The organism is Chlamydiifrater phoenicopteri (assembly GCF_902807005.1).
GTDB lineage: Bacteria > Chlamydiota > Chlamydiia > Chlamydiales > Chlamydiaceae > Chlamydiifrater > Chlamydiifrater phoenicopteri.
Genome location: NZ_LR777658.1, coordinates 857,517 through 877,066 on the forward strand (window position 1 = coordinate 857,517; position 19,550 = coordinate 877,066).

The 19,550-nt window shown below is 41.6% G+C and carries 30 protein-coding genes and 2 tRNA genes; 4 read left to right on the forward strand and 28 right to left on the reverse strand.

The features are described from left to right. Positions 1–125 precede the first annotated feature (125 nt). Positions 126–677, reverse strand: a complete 552-nt coding sequence (locus KJA58_RS03595) for a CDP-alcohol phosphatidyltransferase family protein (RefSeq protein WP_246485722.1) — start codon at positions 675–677, stop codon at positions 126–128. A 175-nt stretch (positions 678–852) separates the two neighbouring features. Continuing rightward, positions 853–940, reverse strand: a tRNA-Ser gene (locus tag KJA58_RS03600). A 215-nt stretch (positions 941–1,155) separates the two neighbouring features. On the opposite strand from KJA58_RS03600, the gene dnaB reads away from it, so the two are divergent. From dnaB to KJA58_RS03620, 4 genes are all read left to right on the forward strand, one after another. Then, complete coding sequence (gene dnaB / locus KJA58_RS03605; RefSeq protein ID WP_213358084.1) at positions 1,156–2,580, forward strand: replicative DNA helicase; 1,425 nt, start codon at positions 1,156–1,158, stop codon at positions 2,578–2,580. Between the two features lie 68 nt (positions 2,581–2,648). Further along, positions 2,649–2,738 (forward strand): AURKAIP1/COX24 domain-containing protein, encoded by a 90-nt coding sequence (locus KJA58_RS05215; protein ID WP_213318732.1) that lies wholly within the window; start codon positions 2,649–2,651, stop codon positions 2,736–2,738. Between the two features lie 17 nt (positions 2,739–2,755). Beyond that, entirely contained in the window at positions 2,756–4,591 is a 1,836-nt protein-coding gene (gene mnmG / locus KJA58_RS03615; protein WP_213358085.1) for a tRNA uridine-5-carboxymethylaminomethyl(34) synthesis enzyme MnmG, read from the forward strand. Positions 4,592–4,598: 7 nt separating this feature from the next. Beyond that, a complete protein-coding gene (locus tag KJA58_RS03620) occupies positions 4,599–5,297 on the forward strand; it encodes a lipoate--protein ligase family protein (RefSeq protein ID WP_213358086.1) in 699 nt (232 codons plus the stop codon). Here the strand turns inward: KJA58_RS03620 and ndk are convergent. The 26 genes from ndk to rpsS form a co-directional block, all read right to left on the reverse strand. Further along, a complete protein-coding gene (gene ndk / locus KJA58_RS03625) occupies positions 5,294–5,716 on the reverse strand; it encodes a nucleoside-diphosphate kinase (protein WP_213358383.1) in 423 nt (140 codons plus the stop codon). The two genes, KJA58_RS03620 and ndk, sit on opposite strands and share 4 nt — an antisense overlap. A 138-nt stretch (positions 5,717–5,854) precedes the next feature. Further along, positions 5,855–6,472 (reverse strand): Holliday junction branch migration protein RuvA, encoded by a 618-nt coding sequence (ruvA, locus tag KJA58_RS03630; RefSeq protein WP_213358087.1) that lies wholly within the window; start codon positions 6,470–6,472, stop codon positions 5,855–5,857. 16 nt (positions 6,473–6,488) lie between these two features. After that, complete coding sequence (gene ruvC / locus KJA58_RS03635) at positions 6,489–7,016, reverse strand: crossover junction endodeoxyribonuclease RuvC (protein ID WP_213358384.1); 528 nt, start codon at positions 7,014–7,016, stop codon at positions 6,489–6,491. Positions 7,017–7,062: 46 nt separating this feature from the next. Next, on the reverse strand, positions 7,063–7,641 hold the full coding sequence (locus tag KJA58_RS03640) for a hypothetical protein (protein ID WP_213358088.1): 579 nt from the start codon (positions 7,639–7,641) through the stop codon (positions 7,063–7,065). A gap of 176 nt (positions 7,642–7,817) precedes the next feature. Then, positions 7,818–7,900 (reverse strand) — tRNA-Leu (locus tag KJA58_RS03645). Positions 7,901–7,963: 63 nt separating this feature from the next. After that, positions 7,964–8,824, reverse strand: coding sequence for a hypothetical protein (locus KJA58_RS03650; RefSeq protein ID WP_213358089.1), 861 nt, complete (start codon positions 8,822–8,824; stop codon positions 7,964–7,966). Between the two features lie 13 nt (positions 8,825–8,837). Beyond that, positions 8,838–9,848, reverse strand: coding sequence for a type I glyceraldehyde-3-phosphate dehydrogenase (gap, locus tag KJA58_RS03655; RefSeq protein WP_213358090.1), 1,011 nt, complete (start codon positions 9,846–9,848; stop codon positions 8,838–8,840). Positions 9,849–9,886: 38 nt separating this feature from the next. Next, positions 9,887–10,315, reverse strand: a complete 429-nt coding sequence (gene rplQ / locus KJA58_RS03660) for a 50S ribosomal protein L17 (RefSeq protein ID WP_213358091.1) — start codon at positions 10,313–10,315, stop codon at positions 9,887–9,889. 10 nt (positions 10,316–10,325) lie between these two features. Next, a complete protein-coding gene (locus KJA58_RS03665; RefSeq protein ID WP_213358092.1) occupies positions 10,326–11,453 on the reverse strand; it encodes a DNA-directed RNA polymerase subunit alpha in 1,128 nt (375 codons plus the stop codon). A 21-nt stretch (positions 11,454–11,474) separates the two neighbouring features. Then, positions 11,475–11,876: a 30S ribosomal protein S11 gene (rpsK, locus tag KJA58_RS03670; RefSeq protein WP_213318742.1), complete on the reverse strand. Its 402-nt coding sequence runs from the start codon at positions 11,874–11,876 to the stop codon at positions 11,475–11,477. Positions 11,877–11,897: 21 nt separating this feature from the next. Next, positions 11,898–12,266, reverse strand: a complete 369-nt coding sequence (rpsM, locus tag KJA58_RS03675) for a 30S ribosomal protein S13 (protein WP_213358093.1) — start codon at positions 12,264–12,266, stop codon at positions 11,898–11,900. An 80-nt stretch (positions 12,267–12,346) separates the two neighbouring features. Further along, positions 12,347–13,702, reverse strand: a complete 1,356-nt coding sequence (secY, locus tag KJA58_RS03680; RefSeq protein ID WP_213358094.1) for a preprotein translocase subunit SecY — start codon at positions 13,700–13,702, stop codon at positions 12,347–12,349. Positions 13,703–13,728: 26 nt separating this feature from the next. Then, positions 13,729–14,163 carry a 50S ribosomal protein L15 gene (gene rplO, locus KJA58_RS03685; RefSeq protein WP_213358095.1) on the reverse strand — a complete coding sequence of 145 codons (435 nt, stop codon included), beginning with the start codon at positions 14,161–14,163 and terminating at the stop codon, positions 13,729–13,731. Then, on the reverse strand, positions 14,156–14,656 hold the full coding sequence (rpsE, locus tag KJA58_RS03690; RefSeq protein ID WP_213358096.1) for a 30S ribosomal protein S5: 501 nt from the start codon (positions 14,654–14,656) through the stop codon (positions 14,156–14,158). Before rpsE ends, rplO begins: the two co-directional genes overlap by 8 nt. 11 nt (positions 14,657–14,667) lie before the next feature. Then, positions 14,668–15,039: a 50S ribosomal protein L18 gene (gene rplR / locus KJA58_RS03695; RefSeq protein WP_213358097.1), complete on the reverse strand. Its 372-nt coding sequence runs from the start codon at positions 15,037–15,039 to the stop codon at positions 14,668–14,670. A gap of 10 nt (positions 15,040–15,049) precedes the next feature. Beyond that, positions 15,050–15,601: a 50S ribosomal protein L6 gene (gene rplF / locus KJA58_RS03700; protein WP_213358098.1), complete on the reverse strand. Its 552-nt coding sequence runs from the start codon at positions 15,599–15,601 to the stop codon at positions 15,050–15,052. A 23-nt stretch (positions 15,602–15,624) separates the two neighbouring features. Further along, positions 15,625–16,026 carry a 30S ribosomal protein S8 gene (gene rpsH / locus KJA58_RS03705; RefSeq protein ID WP_213358385.1) on the reverse strand — a complete coding sequence of 134 codons (402 nt, stop codon included), beginning with the start codon at positions 16,024–16,026 and terminating at the stop codon, positions 15,625–15,627. Between the two features lie 9 nt (positions 16,027–16,035). Then, the gene (gene rplE, locus KJA58_RS03710; protein WP_213358099.1) at positions 16,036–16,578 is read right to left on the reverse strand and encodes a 50S ribosomal protein L5; all 543 of its coding nucleotides are present in this window, start codon (positions 16,576–16,578) and stop codon (positions 16,036–16,038) included. Continuing rightward, positions 16,575–16,916 (reverse strand): 50S ribosomal protein L24, encoded by a 342-nt coding sequence (gene rplX, locus KJA58_RS03715; protein ID WP_213358100.1) that lies wholly within the window; start codon positions 16,914–16,916, stop codon positions 16,575–16,577. Before rplX ends, rplE begins: the two co-directional genes overlap by 4 nt. Before the next feature lie 16 nt (positions 16,917–16,932). Continuing rightward, the gene (rplN, locus tag KJA58_RS03720) at positions 16,933–17,301 is read right to left on the reverse strand and encodes a 50S ribosomal protein L14 (protein WP_213358101.1); all 369 of its coding nucleotides are present in this window, start codon (positions 17,299–17,301) and stop codon (positions 16,933–16,935) included. A gap of 36 nt (positions 17,302–17,337) precedes the next feature. Beyond that, positions 17,338–17,598: a 30S ribosomal protein S17 gene (gene rpsQ, locus KJA58_RS03725; RefSeq protein ID WP_213358102.1), complete on the reverse strand. Its 261-nt coding sequence runs from the start codon at positions 17,596–17,598 to the stop codon at positions 17,338–17,340. After that, positions 17,591–17,809 (reverse strand): 50S ribosomal protein L29, encoded by a 219-nt coding sequence (gene rpmC / locus KJA58_RS03730; protein WP_425513806.1) that lies wholly within the window; start codon positions 17,807–17,809, stop codon positions 17,591–17,593. The genes rpsQ and rpmC overlap by 8 nt, the downstream gene beginning before the upstream one ends. Before the next feature lie 2 nt (positions 17,810–17,811). Further along, positions 17,812–18,228, reverse strand: a complete 417-nt coding sequence (gene rplP / locus KJA58_RS03735) for a 50S ribosomal protein L16 (RefSeq protein ID WP_213358104.1) — start codon at positions 18,226–18,228, stop codon at positions 17,812–17,814. A 25-nt stretch (positions 18,229–18,253) separates the two neighbouring features. Beyond that, positions 18,254–18,907 carry a 30S ribosomal protein S3 gene (rpsC, locus tag KJA58_RS03740; RefSeq protein WP_213358105.1) on the reverse strand — a complete coding sequence of 218 codons (654 nt, stop codon included), beginning with the start codon at positions 18,905–18,907 and terminating at the stop codon, positions 18,254–18,256. 13 nt (positions 18,908–18,920) lie between these two features. After that, on the reverse strand, positions 18,921–19,250 hold the full coding sequence (rplV, locus tag KJA58_RS03745) for a 50S ribosomal protein L22 (protein ID WP_213358106.1): 330 nt from the start codon (positions 19,248–19,250) through the stop codon (positions 18,921–18,923). Between the two features lie 32 nt (positions 19,251–19,282). Further along, positions 19,283–19,549, reverse strand: a complete 267-nt coding sequence (gene rpsS, locus KJA58_RS03750) for a 30S ribosomal protein S19 (RefSeq protein WP_213358107.1) — start codon at positions 19,547–19,549, stop codon at positions 19,283–19,285. Position 19,550: the final 1 nt, after the last annotated feature.

Consider the following 19,550-nt stretch of genomic DNA (forward strand, 5'->3'; position numbering starts at 1 on the left):
TTGAAAGACATACTAAGCGCCACTAAAGAGACTACTCAGGAGGATACCTCATACCAAAGAAAAAAACAATGATTTTGTGAAGAACTTTCACCAGAAACAAAGGAGGTTGAGTCACTTACTTTTGGCTATTCTGAACGAACCAGGCTTCTTTTGTAGCCCAGCAGCCTCTCAAAAAACGCAGGGAATACAAGGATGAAGAACGGTAAAAAACAAAACATTGGCAAGACAGGCCCAAACAGGGTCACCCCCAAGAGAACAACGAACTGAAGGAGAGTAAAGACTTTCCCCCAAAGCATCGCCCGACAATCATACCCTCTCCACCCCCTTTTGAAAGAGAGGTAGGCTCCGAAAACACACAACGCAAAGTCTCTAGAAAGCATCACTATTAGCTGAGGGGCGCTAAGCGTTCCCTCCAAGTAGAGAACTGTAACGCTAATAACTACGAATAGCTTGTCCATCAAGGGGTCTAGAATAGACCCTATCTTCGTCGCCGCTTGATAACGACGAGCTAAGTATCCATCCAAAAAATCACTTGCCATAGCCCCCATCACAGCGGCCAACCTAAGGGGAAGCTGACTATAAGCAAACACTAGGGCAAAACCCAGCCGTGATACAGAGAGTAAATTACAAAAATTTCCCATTATGCTTTGTAAGATTCTTCCGAAACCCTCCTCCATTGAGAAGCGCTTCACCTTCTAAACGAGAGGCCCCATTATAAGATAACGAACACCACCTGGCAAGCAGAGATTTCAAAAACACCCCTCTTGTGAGAACGCTAGAGAAACTGCAGAAAAGAACGGAAAGCCTCCAACCCAAACAAAAGCTCTCGACAGCTCACCGCTCTCAGGCCAACGGAAAGAGAGGGATTCGAACCCTCGGTACCCTTTAGGGGTACGCGTCCTTAGCAGGGACGTACTTTCGACCACTCAGTCATCTTTCCACTAAAAAACCTAGAAGATACCTAGGATCTGGAAAAAGAGCAATAACTCTTTGCTCTCTCTCTTATTTGCCGCCAAAAATCAAGAACTTTGGGCAATGAGTTTATCTTGCAGGTTTCTACGCAAGCGTTTATCCTGAGCTCTAGAATTAATTTTACCACATCAAGGCCAGCGAACAGACTCGCCCACAATAGCTGCAGAAATTTGTACCTAACCTATGACAACAACCTCTTCTTCACAAACCAGCTCTCCAAACAAAACATTCATAGCCCCAAATTCTAAAGAGTCTGAAATGATGGTTTTAGGCTGCATGCTAACAGATGTGAACAGCTTGAATATAGTCGCGAACCTTCTTAATAACAGCGATTTTTACTATCTAGAGCATAAGATCATCTTCCACGTGATGCAAGAATCCTTTCGTCAAGATCGTTCTATTGACGTCCACTTGGTAAGCGAAGAACTGAAACGACAAGACAAACTCAACACTGTCGGCGGCTACTCTTATCTACTCTCTCTAGCAGAATTTTCCGGAACAGCAGCTCATGTTGAGGAGTACGCAAAGCTTGTAAAAGCAAAATCTATTTTAAGACAAATAATATCTACTGCCAAGGACATAGAACGAAAAGCCTTAGAAGAACCTCAAGATGTTTCTGCAGCCTTAGATGAAGCACAAAACGCCTTTTTCCTTATTAGCCAAAAAACATCTAAGCATCAATACATTCTTGTTTCTGAGAGATTGAAAGGAACTTCCCCCTCTCATCCAAAACCGTATCTAGTAGAACTCCAGGAGAAACAAGAACTTTTTCTAAAACAGCAAAAAGACACGGATAAACCCTACCAACCTGTTACAGGGATCCCAACCCACTTCATTGATTTAGATCGTTTAATCCACGGTTTTAACCCATCCAACCTAATGATCTTAGCAGCAAGACCTGCCATGGGGAAAACAGCTTTAGCCTTAAATATTGCAGAAAATATTTGTTTTAAAAACAACCTCCCCATCGGAATCTTCTCTCTAGAAATGACTGCAGACCAACTCATTCACAGAATGATTTGCTCAAAATCAGAGGTAGAGTCCCAAAAAATCTCTATGGGGAACCTTTCTGGAATGGATTTTCAAAGAATAGTTTCTGCTGTTAATGAAATGCAATCTCATACTCTTCTAATAGACGACCAGCCAGGGTTAAAAATTACCGATCTGAAAGCAAGAGCAAGGAGAATGAAGGAGAGTTACGACATCCAGTTTCTTATTATCGATTATCTCCAACTACTTTCTGGATCTACACGCACAGTAGAGAGTAGGCAAAATGAGATTTCTGAAATTTCTAGAACATTAAAAACCCTAGCTCGAGAGCTAGACATCCCCATCCTCTGCTTGTCACAGCTTTCTAGAAAAGTTGAAGACAGGGCTAATCATCGTCCAATGATGAGTGATTTAAGAGAAAGCGGCAGTATAGAGCAAGATTCCGATCTTGTAATGTTTCTTCTGCGTAGAGAATACTACGACCCGCACGATAAACCTGGAACAGCCGAGCTAATTATAGCAAAAAACAGGCACGGCTCCATAGGCTCTGTCCCTCTGGTTTTCGAAAAAGAATTGGCCAGATTTCAGAATTATTCTGCTTTAGAGCCCCTAACCTAGATCTTCTTGATTTTTATCTGGAAAACCCGTAACCTCTAGCTTTTTGTAAGTCTGAAAAAACGGAACTCATGTCTTCTGTAAAGAAAAAACGAAAGTGCAAAATCGCCAAGCATAAGCGCAAAAAACGCAGACGAAGAGATCGGCACAAAAACAAATAGGGTCTAGGTGGTATTCTATGTGGGCCTACCCGATTGAGTATGATGTCATCGTTATAGGAGGTGGGCACGCTGGATGTGAGGCAGCCTATATAGCTTCCAAAATGCAGGCCTCGGTCCTATTGCTTACATCTAATCTCGACACTATAGCCAAAATGAGTTGCAATCCCGCAGTGGGAGGCATTGGGAAGGGGCATATTGTTCGAGAGATTGATGCTTTGGGTGGAGTGATGGCTAGGATCGCAGATGATTCTGGGATTCAGTTTAGGATACTGAATCGTGCTAAGGGTCCTGCTGTTCGAGCGCCAAGGTCTCAGTCTGATAAGCAGTTATATCACATCAATATGAAACGCGCTCTGGAAGAGATTCCTAACCTTCATGTGATGCAGGGAACTGCGGATTCCTTCATCGTCCAAGATGATCGAATTAGAGGTGTTTCCACAAAAGAACGAGTCTCCTATTACGGAAAGACCGTCATTCTCTCCTCCGGGACTTTTATGCGTGGACTCATCCACATAGGCCACCAAAATTTTTCCGGAGGACGTCTAGGAGATGCTGCTACGGAAGGCCTTTCGAAATCTCTCAAATCACTGGGGTTCCCCCTAGGAAGATTGAAAACAGGAACTCCACCACGAGTCCTCTCTTCCTCAATAGATTTCTCTCAGACGGAGGAACAGCCAGGTGAGCCCGGGGTTTGCTTTTCCCACAGGGAGGAGTTTTTTGTTCCAAAACTACCTCAAGTCTCCTGCTACATTTCAAGAACAACAAAGCAAACAAAAGCTATTGTCGAGAAAAATTTAGACAGATCGGCTCTGTATGGAGGATCTATAGAAGGCGTTGGGCCTAGGTATTGTCCTTCTATTGAAGATAAAATAGTTAAATTTGCGGACAAGGAGACTCATCACATCTTTCTAGAGCCAGAGGGAATAAATACAAAAGAAATGTACATAAATGGGGTCTCCACCTCTCTTCCGTTTGACGTTCAATATCAAATTATTCGTTCTATAGTGGGTCTAGAAAATGCTATAATTTCACGACCGGCTTATGCTATAGAGTACGATTACGTTTATGGAAATGTTATTCGCAGAACGCTAGAAAGTAAGCTAATCGAAGGTCTATTTCTCTGTGGCCAAATTAATGGAACCACGGGGTACGAAGAAGCTGCAGCCCAGGGGTTAATTGCTGGAATTAATGCTGTCAATAAAATCTTAGGCGCCCCGCCCTTCGTCCCTTCTAGGAGGGAGTCCTACATAGGTGTGATGCTGGACGACCTCACAACGCAGGTTTTAGATGAACCCTACCGCATGTTCACTGGAAGAGCGGAACACCGTTTAGTACTAAGACAAGACAACGCTTGTTTCCGGCTCATGCATTACGGAAAATCCTTAGGGACCTTGTCTCAGGAAAAATGCGCTTTATTTGAACAGTACCTAACCACCCTTGAAGAAGAAAAGATTCGTTTCAATAAAGTTCATAAGAAAATCGGAGATTCCGTCCTTCCGCTATCCAAAATACTTTGTCGACCAGAAATTTCTTATGAACGCCTTATGGAGATGTTCCCAGAGGATGTACGAGATTTAGGCCCCTTCCTTAATGGATCTCTTGAAATGGAGATTAAGTATTCCGGTTATGTGAATCGACAACTAGCCGTCATAAAAAATTTAGAAAAATCAGAAAATATCCCTATACCAGCAGGTTTTGATTTTTCCTCCATTTCAGCGTTAAGCCTCGAAGCCAGAGAAAAACTAGCAAAATTTTCCCCAGAAACAATCGGTTCCGCATCTCGCATCTCCGGGATTGCTTCCGCGGACATTCAAGTATTAATTGTAGCTTTGAGAAAACATGCTTGTCGGTAAGTGTTTCTTGATTTACCTAAAAAACACTCCCATTTACAAACAACTCCTTATAGAAGAGGCTTTGCTTCGTTGCGATTCCAGAAATATATGTTTAATTAATATTAATCCTCCACAATCCATTGTGTTAGGTATCTCATGCGATCCCTTCAAGGACCTATTCTTAGAAAATGTTATAGAAGATAACATCCCAGTTATTCGACGTTATAGTGGCGGGGGCTCCGTTTACTTAGACCAAGACTCTGTCATGGTGTCCTGGATAATCTCAGAAGACAAAGCTACTCCTTCTCCTCAAGATATTCTTTCTCGCTCATACAATATCTACGCTCCTATACTTCCACCGTCATTTACTATACAGGGAAATGATTATGTTCTTGGCTCACGTAAGTTTGGTGGAAATGGGCAATATATGCAGAGAGGTCGTTTCGTTCATCATACAAGTTTCTTATGGGATATAGACCTAGAAAAGGTTTCTAAATATCTAAAGCTTCCTAAAAAACAACCTGCTTATAGAAAAAACCGCTCTCACGCAGATTTTTTAACAACCTTAAAATCTATTTATTCTCAAAAAGAAGACTTTGTTGATGCCATAATTCAGCAAATTACAAAAAACTGTCCCCTAGAGGAAATCTCAGAAGACAGCCTTTTACCTTTCCTAAACAAAGAGCACCGAGTATCAACTGCTCTCTTGAATTTAAATCACTTTTAAGAAGCATTAACAATTTCTGTGCTAGCAAAGAAATAAGCTACTTCTATCAAAGCATTCTCCGGGCTATCAGATCCATGTACTGCATTAATCCCTACAGACTCCCCGTAAAGGGCTCGAATAGTTCCCGCTGCTGCATTCTTTGGATCGGTAGCTCCCATTAATTCTCTATTACGCGCTATAGCATTCTCGCCTTCCAAGACCATTACAACAACAGGCCCCGAAATCATAAAATCTACGAGCTCTCCAAAAAACGGTCTGGACTTATGAACAAAATAAAACCCCTCGGCCTGTTTTCTAGACAAATGCATCATCTTCATTGCAGCTATTTTCAATCCAGCCTTTTCAAAGATGGAAATTATAGCTCCCATATTTGCCTTAGCAACAGAATCGGGTTTAATAATGGACAATGTTCTTTCCAACGCCATGAAAGACTCCTCTAGTTTTCATTTAAATCAAAATCAAGACAAGCGATTATACACAAAAAAGAGGTTTTTTGCTTTTACAAGGCTATATCTTTTAAAAAGATTTGAGAACTAAATCTCAAGACAGGTCGAACACTAAAAGGCTTTTTTTAAAGCTACAGGAATTATTTTCTCCAGAGAATCTTCCTCAGGAAGCTCTTGAAGAGCTTCTGCTATCATTTTTTCCGCAGAAATCTTTGAGTACCCTAAAGAAATAAGCGCAGAAATTCCATTATCCTTCAGACATGAGCCAGTTTTCCTTAAAAAGATCTCCCTATCCCCAGAAAGCCCTCCCAAAGATTGGATCAACGCTGGTAATTTTTCTTTCAAATCAACCATTAACTTCTCAGCAGTTTTCTTCCCAAGTCCCGGAACCGACGCTATCGTTTTGCTGTCTTCCGACCGAACTACTGCAGATAAATTTGATAAAGAAAATGAATTCAAGATCGAACAAGCTAATTTTGGCCCGATCCCAGAAGATGCCATCAAAAGCCGAAAACACTCTCTCTCTTCCTTCGAAGAAAATCCATATAAAACATGTTCTGTTTCCCTAACAATAGAGTGTACAAAGACTACGACTTCCTGTTCTATTTTAGATGATAATTCTATGGATAAACGTTCGGGCACATGGATGCAATATCCTAATCCATTAACATCAATTACTAAATAAGAAGGAAACGTTCCAGATAGCTTGCCTCGAATATACTCAAACATAGTTTGCTCCTCAATGTCACAGAACTACTCCAGACACCAGTCTATTACGAGACTGTGCATGGCATATTGCTAAGGCAAAGGCATCTGCCACATCCTCATTAGAGGGTTTTAACAACTCTGGAAGTCCCAATAATCGACTGGTCATCAACTGAACTTGCTCTTTTTTAGCATTCCCTTTTCCTACCACAGCAACTTTTGCCACTGCTGGAGGATACTCAAAAACAGGAATTTCACTCAAAGAGGCTGCCAGAACTAACACTCCCCTGGCCATACCTAACTTTATAGTACTTTGAGGATTTTTGTGAACAAACTGCGTCTCAAGAACCACAACCGAAGGATTATTCTCCATAACAAGTTCTCTCATATTCTCAAAGAGAACTCGATATCTTTGGGTTAAAGAGAGCTTCGATGAAGGCTCTATTTTTCCGAATTTATAAGGAACAAATCGATAACGCTTCTCTACTTGAAGAAAAGCATATCCCGTAGTGACGGTCCCTGGGTCTATTCCTAATATAAGATCCTTTGGAGGGGATGAATCAGCCAAAAAACTTTGTCGTGAACTATTTTCTATCAAAAGCCCTACCCAAACTTCAAGATTCCTCTCTAGAGGAATTTGATGCAATACTTTCTTCTAGGGGATTTTGTTCTAAACGATCTTCTAATACTTTAATTCTATACTCATAACAAAGTCGTCTGCTCTCTCCTATTTCCGCCTCATTAGCTAGTTTGGCTATCTCTCTCTTGAGATCATCAATTACCTCTCCTCGGTACTGGCTTAATCTTAATTTTTCTTCCAGACGATCTCTAAGCCATTTATTTTCTCCAGACAACTTCTCTATTTCAGTATTTTTACTTTCTTCCAAATCCCGAATGACTGCTCGCAGTGAAAAAATTTCTTCTTCACGAAGGATACTCTCATCTTCAGATATTGTCGAAGATAAACGCATTTCTGAAACACGTTCAATGTCTTCAGCCATTCTTAACATAGCAGCCATTAACTCTTTCAGAAGAACTTCTAAACCTTCTATTTCTTGATCTTTGTTGTAGCAAAGAAAAGAAAGAAAACTCGAAGGAAGTTTTTCGTAAGAAAAAGAAGCGTTATATTTTGAAAAAAACTTATAGAAAAAAGCTTCTTTTAATAAGGAGGTTTTTTGTTTTAGTAACGACATTAGTCGCAAAACGACTACCTCTATGAAGGATTTCTAGTACAAATGGATATATAGCAAGGAAGTTTTTTCTTGTCCTTATAGAGAAACAGAAAGAAGGCGGCATCTCGAGATAAGAATCTAAATAAGAAACAGAAAGAAAATAAAATTTTTGCAAAAAGAAAAAATAAAAGGACTGTTGCTCGGAACAAGACTCGAACTTGCACGGGCCTACGCCCAAGGGATTTTAAGTCCCTAGTGTCTACCATTCCACCATCCGAGCGGAGAGAAAGAAGAGTACATGTATGCGTGTTAAGAGTCAAGCAGATAGACGATAAGACTCTCTCTAAGAGAACGAATCTTCTTTCCGATCAAAGGAGTCTGGCAAAACAGAATCTTCTGAGTCAAAGGAGAACATATCACTAACCGCCTCTCCTTTTTCAAGAATGGCTGCTACCCCATCGTTTCCTTCTGATGCCAAGACCTCCAGCGAGTTATCCAAATTAACGTCAAAACTTTCATCAGGAAAAACCTCTTCAGAGGAAGAAGTAGTTGTCATCGTAGACTCTTCTTTAGAGAAAACTTCTGAGATTAACTTAGATGGAGGAGGTAATAAGGAGAACTTCTTCTTACCGGGAATCCCTCTCTCCTCTGCTTCCTGCTCTTCCAAAACTTCCTCTGCTACAGTTTCTAAAACTTCTTTCGACGAATCTGCCACTTCGGATACATCTTTCCCAGACTTCTTCCTCCCTTGTCTCTTCTTTTCTTTCCATTTATCTGATTTTGAGGAGAAATCTTTTTTAGGGGACTTTTTATTTAACTCTGAAACTTCAGTATTCACATTCTCTTCGGAAACCGGTTCCTGAGAATCCAAAAGATCCACCGAAACAGCTTTTGAGACAGGCTTAGAAAGCTTTAACAAAGCCTCTCGACCTCCGGCTATCTTAACGCCCTTTTCCAGTCCCACAGCTTTCAGATTGATTCTTGCGTCTCGAATCTCCATAACTTCATAGTCACTCACTGGAACAAGAAAAGGCTTCGTCCTATCGCAATTCCTGAAAAACCCCATCTTTCCCACCGAAACGACCTCTACGGCCTCGACGATGAAGGGATCCTGAGAAACATGCTTGCTATTGCGAATTGACAACTTATATCCTTCTCTAGCCGTAATGACCGTCTCTATGACGGGATCTCTAGTAAAGTACACTATCTCTAAACCTTTATTTAGCTCTCTTGGACATATATTCTAATAAATCAACTACACGAGTTGCATAGCCAATCTCATTGTCATACCAGGAAACAAGCTTAAAGAACCTATCATTCAAGCCAATACCTGCTCCGGCATCAAAAATAGAGGAAAATACGGACCCTTTAAAATCTGAAGACACGACTTCATCTTCGGTATAACCTAATATCCCTTTCATAGCCCCATCAGAAGCATCTTTTATTACTTTGCAAATCTCTTCATAAGAAGTACTTTTAGTCAATCTTACCGTTAAATCTACGACAGAAACGTCTGCTGTAGGGACTCTAAAAGCCATCCCAGTTAACTTGCCTTTTAATTCCGGGAGACAAAGCGTAACAGCTTTCGCAGCCCCGGTAGACGCCGGAATAATGTTTTGGAGGCAACTACGGCCTCCGCGCCAATCTTTTTTCGAGGGACCATCCACAACTGGTTGAGAAGCAGTAACAGCATGTACCGTTGTCATCAAGCCCTCTTCTATACCAAAACTATCGTTGACTACTTTAGCTAGAGGGGCGAGACAGTTTGTTGTACAGGAAGCGTTAGAAATTATATGATCTGTGGAAGGATCATACTTTTCGTGGTTAACACCCATGACGAATGTAGGAATTTCTCCCTTGCCAGGGGCCGAGATGAGAACTTTTTTGGCTCCAGCTTCGAGGTGCTTGCTGGCCGCCTCCTTTTGAGTAAAAAGGCCCGTACTCTCAACAACAACATCTATTCCTAAATCTCTCCAAGGAAGCTTTGAAACGTCCCTCTCAGCAAGAAATTGAACCTTGTTGTGTCCCTCGACAACTAAATGTTCGTTCTCACAGACAACCGGTTTCGAAAACTTTCCATGAGTCGAGTCATATTTAAAAAGATACGCCAACCCGTCCCCAGGAACTAAATCGTTTATGGCACAAACCTCTAACCCAGAACCTCTACTAAGAAGTTGTCTTAAAACCAACCGGCCTATGCGACCGAACCCGTTAATCGCAATTCTCATCTGTCAATTCCTGTATTATTGATCCTTAGGCAACCTAACTAGTTGCTTAAAAACTCTATAATACACTTTTGAGCATTATCACCAACTCTATTTTGCAACTTCAAAATCCTGGTATATCCGCCCTGTCTATTGCTAAAGCGAACTCCCAAATCCTTGAAAAGTTTATTTATGACACGTCGGTCGGCATTATAACAAGAAGTGTCCCCAGCCTTAGCCCTTCTGGCTTCTTTTGGAGACAATTTATTATAACGAACCATCAACCTTGCAGAAGCCAGTCTCACTCCAGCTAAAGTGTTTTTCTTGGCTAAAGTAATCATCTTGTCGGCATGCCGACGTAGCTCTTTTGCCTTAGGCAAGGTTGTTTCTATTCTTTCTAGATCAATCAGGGATTTCAACATATTCGCTATCATACAACGATTATGCGAAGAAGTCCTTCCAACTCTAAATTTTTTACTAGCATGCTGCATAAACCTAGCCCTACCCTTTTATATTCTTCGATCGGATTTTTTCTGCATACCACTTCATTTTTTCTTTAACGTTGTCCAAGCCAACCCCGAACAAACTGAGGTCCATTCCCAACTCTAACTTCATCTCTTTCAATTTATTTTTAATTTCAGAAAGAGACTTTTTCCCAAAGTTTCGGAACTGCAACAAACGAGGCTCTGGCATAATGACCAGTTCCCCTATAGTTTCTATATTTGCATTGGACAAACAGTTTGTGGAGCGCACCGAAAGTTCTATTTCATTAATGCCAAGAACCAGCTTGTGCAACATGTCATCTTTACTTTCTTTTTCTATCGAAACAGCTTCTTCAAAGACTAATTTACGCTCATCCATCTTTTCAAAAATAGCAAAATGCTTAACCAATATCTGGGTAGCAAAAGAAACTGCTTCTTTAGGAGAAACTCGACCATCAGTTTCTACGTCTAAAATCAATCTATCAAAATCTGTATCTTGTCCTACGCGGGTGTCCTCAACAAAATAATTGACTAAAACCACCGGAGAAAAAGCGGCGTCTAAAACTATCTCATTAACCCCTTTATTTTCAATCTGAACCCTTTCAGAAGTGATGTATCCTCGACCAAAAGCAACCTTTAATTCAACATCCAGTTGCATGGGGGCTGTTACAGAAAAAATCACATGGTCTGGGTTAACCGCTTCAAACTCTCCACCCTTTAATAACTCAATAAGCCTAACTTGATAGCAACCATTATGCTCAGCCAGAAGAGCAGCATCCACGTTAACTTGAGAACGAAGGCATCTAGCACTCCTTCCTTCTTCGCTACCCCGCATAGGAAGCTTTCTGAGCAAAGAACCTTTCAAATTCAAGACTATATTCGTTACGTCTTCGACAATTCCCTCGACAGACATGTACTCATGCAAAACGCCTGTCATGGAAAAGGAAACTATAGCCGGAGCCTCAAGACCAATCAAAAGTATACGTCGCAAAGCATTTCCCAATGTGTGCCCTACGCCTTTTTCTAAAGGCTCAGCAACAAACCGAACTTTCTTATCCGAAGACTGCCCCTCTATAGCCTTTACTTTTACGCACTCAGGGAGTTCGAATTTATCATACAGTAAAGCTGGTTCTTCTTGTTCTGTCATAGTTAACCCATTCCCCCAAAATTAAACTCTTCGTCTCTTTCTTGGCCTACACCCGTTGTGCGGCACCGGCGTAGCATCCCTAATAAGAGAAACCACCAACCCGGATCCTATCAAAGCACGAACAACAGATTCTCTTCCCGCACCCGTGCCTTTCAAGCACACTTCCACTTCCTTTAACCCAGCATTCATAGCTATCTTTGCTGCATCTTGAGCTGCCACAGTAGCCGCGAACGCGGAAGACTTTCTGGATCCAGAATACCCAACTTTGCCTGCAGAAGCCCAAGAAATCACATTGCCCGCAGGATCCGTAATGGTCACAATAGTATTATTAAACGTCGCCTTAACATGAACAACTCCAGAAGGAACGCTTTTCGTGATCTTCTTTTTAGCTCCCTTCTTGACCTGCATTTGATTTTTAACCAAAACAAGACTCCTAAATTAAAATTATTTCTTTTTACCTGCTACAGTCTTACGTTTCCCCTTACGAGTACGCGAATTTGTTTTTGTCCTTTGCCCTCTAACTGGTAAAGATAATCGATGTCTATTCCCTCTGTAAGAGTGTATTGCAACTAAACGCTTAATATCAGACTGAACACTACGTCTAAGATCTCCTTCTACCAAGTATTCAGCTTGCAACAAGGCATTCAATCTTCCGATTTCCTCTTCAGTCAACTCTCCTGCTTTAGCGTCAGGATTCAACTGCAACTTCTGAATAATCTCCGCAGACAAAGCCGGACCTATCCCGTAAATGTACGTAAGACTCACGACTAACTTTTTTTTCGCTGGAATATCTGTTCCAATAATGCGTGGCATGTGCTCAACTCTCTATTTAAAACCCTAAAATGTTAGGTCAAAAAATGTTATTTTTCAACGCCTTCCTTTCTACTAACTTCCTACTTCTTTTTGAAAAAGCTGTCGTATTTCCTCATTAGAAGAAAGGCGTCTATTTGTTTCATTGTATCAAGAATAACTCCAACAATAATCAACATCGCAGTCCCCCCTAAAAAATAGCTCACATTGGAATCTACTCTGAGAAGACGGCCTAAAATTGAAGGAAGTATTGCTATCCCAGCAAGAAAAACAGCCCCAAGAAGTGTTACCCTGGTCATCGTGTACTCTAGATAAAACTGGGTCGCTTTTCCTTGTTTAATCCCTGGTATGAAAGCATTATTTTTCTTCATTTCGGATGCTATCTGTTCCGGATGAAATTGCGTTGCTGTCCAAAAATAGGTAAAGAAAATTATAAGCAACACGAAACAAGCTGAATACGCCCAACTCCCCGGAGAAATAAACATCGCTATTCGCTTTAACCAGGACGAATCAGACGTCATAAATTGCCCAATAGTGGCAGGAAACATGAGTAAAGAGGAGGCAAAAATAACCGGTATCACCCCAGCATAATTTACTTTCAAAGGAAGGTGAGCCCCCCCCCCTGGAACCTCTCTACGCCCAATCACCCTTCTAGCATATTGAACAGGGATCTTTCGAACTCCCTCTATAATCAAAACCGTGGACAATAAAACGAAGACAAAAACAGCGAACAAAAGCAACAGAGAAAGGAAACCAAAATCAGATGCCTCTTGAGACCCTATGTTCAAACGATTAACCACAGAACCAACAACGGAAGGAAACGAGGAGAGAATCCCCAAAGCTATGATTAGACTAATACCGTTCCCTATCCCTTTATCCGAAATCTGCTCTCCAATCCACATTAGCAATAATGTTCCCGTGGTCATAACCAAAGCCACAGTCAGATAGAAAATCCAAGGAATACCGAATATCTTTGGGGCCACCATAATAGGAAGAACTATACCTGGGATCGCAGCATCCATTCGCAGGGAAAATTTGGCAAAAAGAGCTGCTTGTATTACAGCAAGCCCTACAGTCAAAAGACGAGTGTACTTCCCAATCTTTCTTCGACCAAGATCGGGAGACTCCCGAACCTCCCTCTGGAGGGTAGGCATAAATATCATCATCAACTGAACTATTATAGAAGCAGAAATATAAGGAACTACCCCTAGAGCGATTACTGTCATCTGAGCAAAAGCTCCTCCAGAAAACACATCCACTAACTGGAAAAGATTCTGCCCACCACCTATAAGCTGCTTAAAATACGCTAAAGCCCTTTCTCCATTTATCCCCGGGACAGGGATAAACACCCCTATACGACAAGCGGCCAATAACAAGAGCGTCAGATATATCCGATTTCTAAGCTCAGCAACCGAAAAAATCTTTTTTAACGTAATCATAATACTTCAGCTTTACAAAAAAACTACTAAGAAATCCCTAAAGCAGACTGAGCTCCTAAAGAAAACCTCACAGAAGAATCTTTACAAACAAACTTTTTAGCTAAATCACCCTTCAAGATGATCTTAACACCGGAAGCGGCTCTGGAAACCATTCTTTTTTCTTTCAAAATAAGGAGAGAAATCTCATCACCATCTTGAAAAACAGCATCTAATCTCTCTGTGGTAACTTCTTCTACCTTGCTAGCAAATCTAGCAACGTCAGACCCTCTGGTAGGGACCCTTCTGTACAAAGGCACTCCTCCCCCTTCATAACCAAATCGTCTCTTGTAGCCAGACCTACTCCCATCCCCTTTATGTCCTCGTCCAGAGGTTTTTCCATGACCAGAAGAAGGCCCTCGTCCCAATAACTTCTTGCGTCGTTTTCTTCCTGAACAATCAAATAAAGACTCTAATCTAATCATTTACTACACCCCTTCCCTTCAATACATCCTCCTTAACAGTGAGTTCAGAAAGAGCCTTGAAAGTAGCTTTCACCTGGTTAACTGGATTGTTAGAACCTATATTTTTTGCCACAATATCCTTTGCTCCGGCCATCTCCAAAATTAATCTAACTCTGGACCCAGCCACTATCCCTGTCCCTGGTTTTGCTGGCTTCAAAAGTAATTGGGCTCCATCAAAGTTAACCCTAACCTCATGAGGTATGGAACCATTTTCCATAGCTTTAACTTTGATTAAGTTCTTCTTAGCGGCCTCTCCACCTTTTCTTATCGCATCTGTAAGCTCATTCGCTTTAGCAAAGCCATAGCCTACACGGCCTTTACCATCACCCACTAAAATCAAAGCAGAAAAACTAAACTTCCTTCCGCCCTTCACTACTTTCGAGCACCGATTCACAAAGAGAACCTTCTCTTCTAGGTGATCTTCCTTATGATGAGAGTTTTTTGACGCTGTCATTATACTTCCTTTTAAAACTGCAATCCACCTTCTCTAGCTGCATCAGCTATGGCAGCTACAACCCCATGGTATTTAAAGGGACCTCGGTCAAAAACGACCTTGCTGATATTAAGACTCTTTCCTAGCTCAGCAATCTTTTCCCCAAGAAGCTTTGCTGATTCTTTGCTTTTCTTAGCTAAATCTGTACTTTTTAAAGCTTTTACTACCGTAGAGATCGATCCAAGAGTTTTCCCTTGTTCATCATCTATAAGTTGAACGTAGAGATGCTTATTTGTTTTTACAACACAAAGCCGAGGCCTTTCAAAAGATCCTCTTAAGTGTCTTCTGACCCTGAGAGCTCTTCGTCGTTTCATCGAGTTTGACTTAAGAAGAGAACTTTCCATATCTTTTTACCTATTTTTTACCAGTTTTTGCAGCCTTACCAGCTTTACGACGGACGTACTCTCCCTCGTAACGAATTCCTTTCCCCTTATAAGGTTCTGGAGGACGTTTTGCCCTTATCTTAGCCGCAAACTCCCCAACCAGTTGTTTATTAATTCCTTTCACAGAAATAAGCGTGTTCTTTTCAACAGAAACCTGCAACTCCGATGGAATAGGCATTTTTACGGGATGCGATACCCCAATAGAAAGATCCAACAACGTCCCCTGGACAGCAGCTCTAAACCCAACTCCTATCATCTCCAACTTTTTCTCAAAACCTTCGGAGACGCCTTTTACCATGTTTGCAATCAACGCCCAAAAAAGCCCCTGCAAACGACTAGGTCTATCCACAACCTCAGGTGAAGGCTGAACCGAAACATTCCCTTCTCCGAAAGAAACGACGACCTCTTTAACCAATTTCTGAGACAAAACTCCTTTTGGTCCCTTTACAACAATTTCTTCTCCATCCAAAGATACTTCCACTCCTTTAGGAAGTTGAATGGGATCTCGAGCTTTACGAGACATTTCCTACCTATATTTCTTTTTTCTTACCAAACAAGACAAAGCAACTCGCCGCCTATATTGCTGGCTCTCGCCAACGAACCCTCCATTACTCCCTTAGAAGTAGAAAGAACAGAAATACCCATATTTCCAAACACATAAGGAATTTTTGAAGAAGGAACATAAACCCTTAACGAAGGCTTTGAAACCCTTTTCAACCCCCTAATAACGGGCCTTCTGTCATCCCCATACTTAAGGAAAATTCGCATCGTTTTCTTCCTACTCTCTTCCTTAATTAGATATTGAGCAATGAAGCCGCGCTTTTTCAAAATCGATGTTATGGATTCCTTAATCTTACTATGAGACACATCTATAAAAGTATGCTCAGCGGCCAAAGCATTTCTAATTCTCGTGAGCAAATCTGCTATAGGATCACTGGTAGTTCCCATCATCTCTCCTTATTCTGCCTTCTTAAATCGTAGACCCATAGCCCCTAACAACTCCAGACACTCCTCGTCTGTCTTTGCTGTGGTTACCCAAGTGATGTTCATCCCTTGAGATCTTTTCACTTTATCAAGGTCCACTTCTGGGAAAATTTGCTGATCATCTAATCCCAAGGAGTAGCAGCCTCTACCATCTCCTTTTAATCCGAAACCTCTAAAATCTCTAATCCGAGGCGAAGCTATGTTACAAAATCTATCCATAAATTCATACATTCTCTTCCCTCGAAGAGTAACTTTAGCTCCAATCCCTTGCCCTTCTCTTAATTTGAAGCCCGCAATAGAATTCTTTGCTTTGGTAACGAGAGGCTTTTGTCCAGAAATATAGGCCAACTCCTCTAAATGAGACTGAAAAAGATTTTTATCCTTCGCGGCTTCTGCTAATCCCATGCTTATAACAATCTTTTTTAGCACCGGAATCTGCATTACATTCTTGTACGAGAACTTCTCAGAAAGTTTCTTTCTAATCTCTGTATAATAAAGCTCCTTCAATCTACTCATTTTAGCTTTCTCTCCCTAACAACACGATATAGAGCTTCCGATCCATCCGGACTTCTTTGCCAAAGCTCTTTTTGTCCATTCTCTCCATATCTAACAGACAATTTGGCAGGATTTCCGTCTATAGATAATCGAATATTTGAAATATGAACCGGAGCCTCTATTGAAATACGCTTCCCCTTCGGATTGTCTTGACTTTTCCTAATGTTCTTTACGCGAACATTAACTCCTTCTACAGTAACTCTATCACCTGAAAAAGCAAGAACCTTCCCCACACTACCTTTTGCATTTCCAGAAATGACCTGAACTACATCACCCTTTCGAATTGTCTTTTTACCCATGTCCAACTCTTCTATTTTAAATAACCTCAGGAGCCAAAGAACTAATCTTTATAAAACCTTTATCTCGAATCTCCCGAGCTACTGGCCCAAAAATACGAGTGCCTTTTGGATTCCCTTTATCATCAATAATGACACAACTGTTGGAATCAAACCGAAGATTCGATCCATCTTTTCTAGAAATATCACATCGGGTACGAACAATTACTGCTTTGACAACGTCCCCTTTCTTAACAGAACTATCTGGCTCTGTATCTCGAACAGAACAGACTATTACATCGCCTACGGTGGCATAACGCTTTTTTGACCCGCCTAAGACCTTAAAGCACTTCACTCTCTTTGCCCCAGTATTATCAGCGACTTTTAATTGTGTTTCTTGTTGAATCATATCCCTACTTTTCCACTAGCAATTCTGTCTATGAGATTATTTCACAACCTCAACTACCCGCCATCTCTTTAATTTAGAGAGAGGTCTAGTCTCAATAATGCGAACCGTATCCCCTTCTTTTACACCTTCTTCACCTTCTACGTGGGCGTAGTACCTCTTAGAATCTCTCACAACCTTAGAATACTGGGGATGGGAGTACATTCTTTCCACCCTCACCACAACAGTGTTCATCATCTTGGAAGATACAACAACACCAACCTTAACTTTCCTTCTGCCTCGAGATTGAGTCTCAGCCATTTTCCTTACCTTTAGCTCTTTCTTGTTTAACAGTTAGGGCTCTTGCAATATTCTTTCGACACTCGTTAAACAAGTGCGCCTTGACGGACTTATTACTAAGAACAACCTCTTCCCTTAAGGAGAAGATCTGCCTTTTCATCTCCCCCACATAAGCATCTAATTCGCTATTGCTTTTAGCTCGCAGCTCTTCTAAAACAACGCCTCGCTTCATACTCAAACCCTCTCTACCCGCTTAACAAACCTGGTTTTGATCCCCAATTTTGCAGCAGCCCTTCTCAATGCATTCTGAGCCTCTTCTCGGGGCACGTTTGCTACCTCAAAGAGCACTCTACCAGGACGAACAACTGCAACCCAATGGTCAGGAGCTCCTTTCCCTTTACCCATACGAGTTTCTGCAGGTTTTTTAGAGACACTCTTATCCGGGAAAATACGTATCCAAACCTTCCCTTTTCTCTTTAAATGTCTGTTAATAGCCACCCTGCAAGCTTCAATCTGGCGACTAGTTATCCAACCCCGCTCAAGGGTCTGCATCCCAAACTCCCCAAAATCAACAAAGTTCCCCCCTTTGCTTAAACCCGCAAATTGGCCTTTTTGCTGCTTTCGGAACTTCATTCGTTTAGGCATTAACATGTTGTTTTCTCCACACTATAGCTTCTTATGCGGCTGCAACGGGGGCAGTCGCTGAAGTTTTCTCTCCAAGATTTATCCAAACTTTAATCCCTATAATCCCATAGGTAGTCTCAGCAGTCGATATGGCGTAATCTATATCAGCCCTTAGAGTGTGCAAAGGCACCTTTCCTTCCTTGTACCACTCTGAACGAGCAATCTCTGCTCCCGCCAATCTCCCCGAAACCTGGATCTTTACGCCTAAAGCTCCCGCATCCATAACCGATTGCATAGCCTTCTTCATCGCTCGACGAAAAGCCACTCGTCTTTCAATCTGCTTGGCAATTCCATCAGCCACAATCTTAGCATTTAATTCTGGACGCTTAACCTCAGCTATCTCAACCCAAACTTCTCTACCCGTCAACTTCCTAAGCTCTTCTTTTAGAAGATCTACCTCAGTGCCTTTCTTACCTATGACCAAACCTGGACGCGAAGTATGAATTGTAACCTCTATCTTTTCACTCATTCTGCGAATCGTAAACCCCGCAGCTCCCTGACAAGAAGGTTTCTTTTTCAAAAACTCTCGGATACGAACATCTTCAACAAGAAATTCTCCAAACTCCTTCTTGTTTCCGAACCAAAGAGAACGCCAACTTTTGTTAACCCCAGTGCGAAATCCTATAGGACATCCCTTCTGACCCATAAATACCTAACTCCTAGTTCTCTCCGACAACAACAGTTAAATGGCTGGTTCTCTTTAAAACAGGAGACCTTCCACCACGACTTTTTGACTTTATTCGTTTATACGCAGGCCCAGCATCAACTCGAACCTCCAAAACACTCAATCTTTCCCTCTTAACATCGTCATGAAGCTCAGCGTTAGCCACCGCACTGTCTAGGACTTTCTTGAAAAGCCTCCCAGACTTCGCTTGCACAAAGCTAAGCTGCACAGCCGCTTCAGCAACACTCAAATTCCGTATCATCCCGGCAACAAGCCTAGCCTTTCTGGGCTGCACTCTAATATAACGAGCCGTAGCCTTAAACATACACATTCTCCTTCTAGCTCCACACTCCTACTCTATCCCTTCTTAACCGGGTGGCTCTTAAACATTCTCGTTGGAGCAAACTCCCCCAACTTATGACCCACCATAGTTTCAGAAACAAAAACAGAGAGAAACTTTTTTCCGTTATGCACTTCAAAAGTATGCCCCACCATCTCTGGTATAATCATGGAGCGACGAGACCAAGTTTTAATAGGCAACTTTTTCTCGCTTTGATTCATATCACGAACCTTTTTCAACAAATGATGATCAACAAAGGGTCCTTTTCTTAACGATCTAGCCATA

Bases quoted from the DNA above. Each gene is read 5' to 3' on its own strand.
- KJA58_RS03665 (WP_213358092.1), bottom strand. From the start codon at position 11,453: ATGACAGAACAAGAAGAACCAGCTTTACTGTATGATAAATTCGAACTC.
- rplO (WP_213358095.1), bottom strand. From the start codon at position 14,163: ATGATTAGATTAGAGTCTTTATTTGATTGTTCAGGAAGAAAACGACGC.
- rpmC (WP_425513806.1), bottom strand. From the start codon at position 17,809: ATGAAGCGAGGCGTTGTTTTAGAAGAGCTGCGAGCTAAAAGCAATAGC.
- rplX (WP_213358100.1), bottom strand. From the start codon at position 16,916: ATGGGTAAAAAGACAATTCGAAAGGGTGATGTAGTTCAGGTCATTTCT.
- KJA58_RS05215 (WP_213318732.1), top strand. From the start codon at position 2,649: ATGTCTTCTGTAAAGAAAAAACGAAAGTGCAAAATCGCCAAGCATAAG.
- ruvA (WP_213358087.1), bottom strand. From the start codon at position 6,472: ATGTTTGAGTATATTCGAGGCAAGCTATCTGGAACGTTTCCTTCTTAT.
- rpsH (WP_213358385.1), bottom strand. From the start codon at position 16,026: ATGGGAACTACCAGTGATCCTATAGCAGATTTGCTCACGAGAATTAGA.
- secY (WP_213358094.1), bottom strand. From the start codon at position 13,702: ATGATTACGTTAAAAAAGATTTTTTCGGTTGCTGAGCTTAGAAATCGG.
- rpsC (WP_213358105.1), bottom strand. From the start codon at position 18,907: ATGGGTCAGAAGGGATGTCCTATAGGATTTCGCACTGGGGTTAACAAA.
- dnaB (WP_213358084.1), top strand. From the start codon at position 1,156: ATGACAACAACCTCTTCTTCACAAACCAGCTCTCCAAACAAAACATTC.
- rpsE (WP_213358096.1), bottom strand. From the start codon at position 14,656: ATGACAGCGTCAAAAAACTCTCATCATAAGGAAGATCACCTAGAAGAG.
- rpsS (WP_213358107.1), bottom strand. From the start codon at position 19,549: ATGGCTAGATCGTTAAGAAAAGGACCCTTTGTTGATCATCATTTGTTG.
- rplR (WP_213358097.1), bottom strand. From the start codon at position 15,039: ATGGAAAGTTCTCTTCTTAAGTCAAACTCGATGAAACGACGAAGAGCT.
- rpsQ (WP_213358102.1), bottom strand. From the start codon at position 17,598: ATGGCTGAGACTCAATCTCGAGGCAGAAGGAAAGTTAAGGTTGGTGTT.
- rplV (WP_213358106.1), bottom strand. From the start codon at position 19,250: ATGTTTAAGGCTACGGCTCGTTATATTAGAGTGCAGCCCAGAAAGGCT.
- KJA58_RS03595 (WP_246485722.1), bottom strand. From the start codon at position 677: ATGGAGGAGGGTTTCGGAAGAATCTTACAAAGCATAATGGGAAATTTT.
- rplP (WP_213358104.1), bottom strand. From the start codon at position 18,228: ATGTTAATGCCTAAACGAATGAAGTTCCGAAAGCAGCAAAAAGGCCAA.
- rplN (WP_213358101.1), bottom strand. From the start codon at position 17,301: ATGATTCAACAAGAAACACAATTAAAAGTCGCTGATAATACTGGGGCA.
- mnmG (WP_213358085.1), top strand. From the start codon at position 2,756: ATGTGGGCCTACCCGATTGAGTATGATGTCATCGTTATAGGAGGTGGG.
- rplF (WP_213358098.1), bottom strand. From the start codon at position 15,601: ATGTCTCGTAAAGCTCGAGATCCCATTCAACTTCCTAAAGGAGTGGAA.
- gap (WP_213358090.1), bottom strand. From the start codon at position 9,848: ATGAGAATTGCGATTAACGGGTTCGGTCGCATAGGCCGGTTGGTTTTA.
- rpsM (WP_213358093.1), bottom strand. From the start codon at position 12,266: ATGCCACGCATTATTGGAACAGATATTCCAGCGAAAAAAAAGTTAGTC.
- KJA58_RS03640 (WP_213358088.1), bottom strand. From the start codon at position 7,641: ATGTCGTTACTAAAACAAAAAACCTCCTTATTAAAAGAAGCTTTTTTC.
- rplQ (WP_213358091.1), bottom strand. From the start codon at position 10,315: ATGCAGCATGCTAGTAAAAAATTTAGAGTTGGAAGGACTTCTTCGCAT.
- rplE (WP_213358099.1), bottom strand. From the start codon at position 16,578: ATGAGTAGATTGAAGGAGCTTTATTATACAGAGATTAGAAAGAAACTT.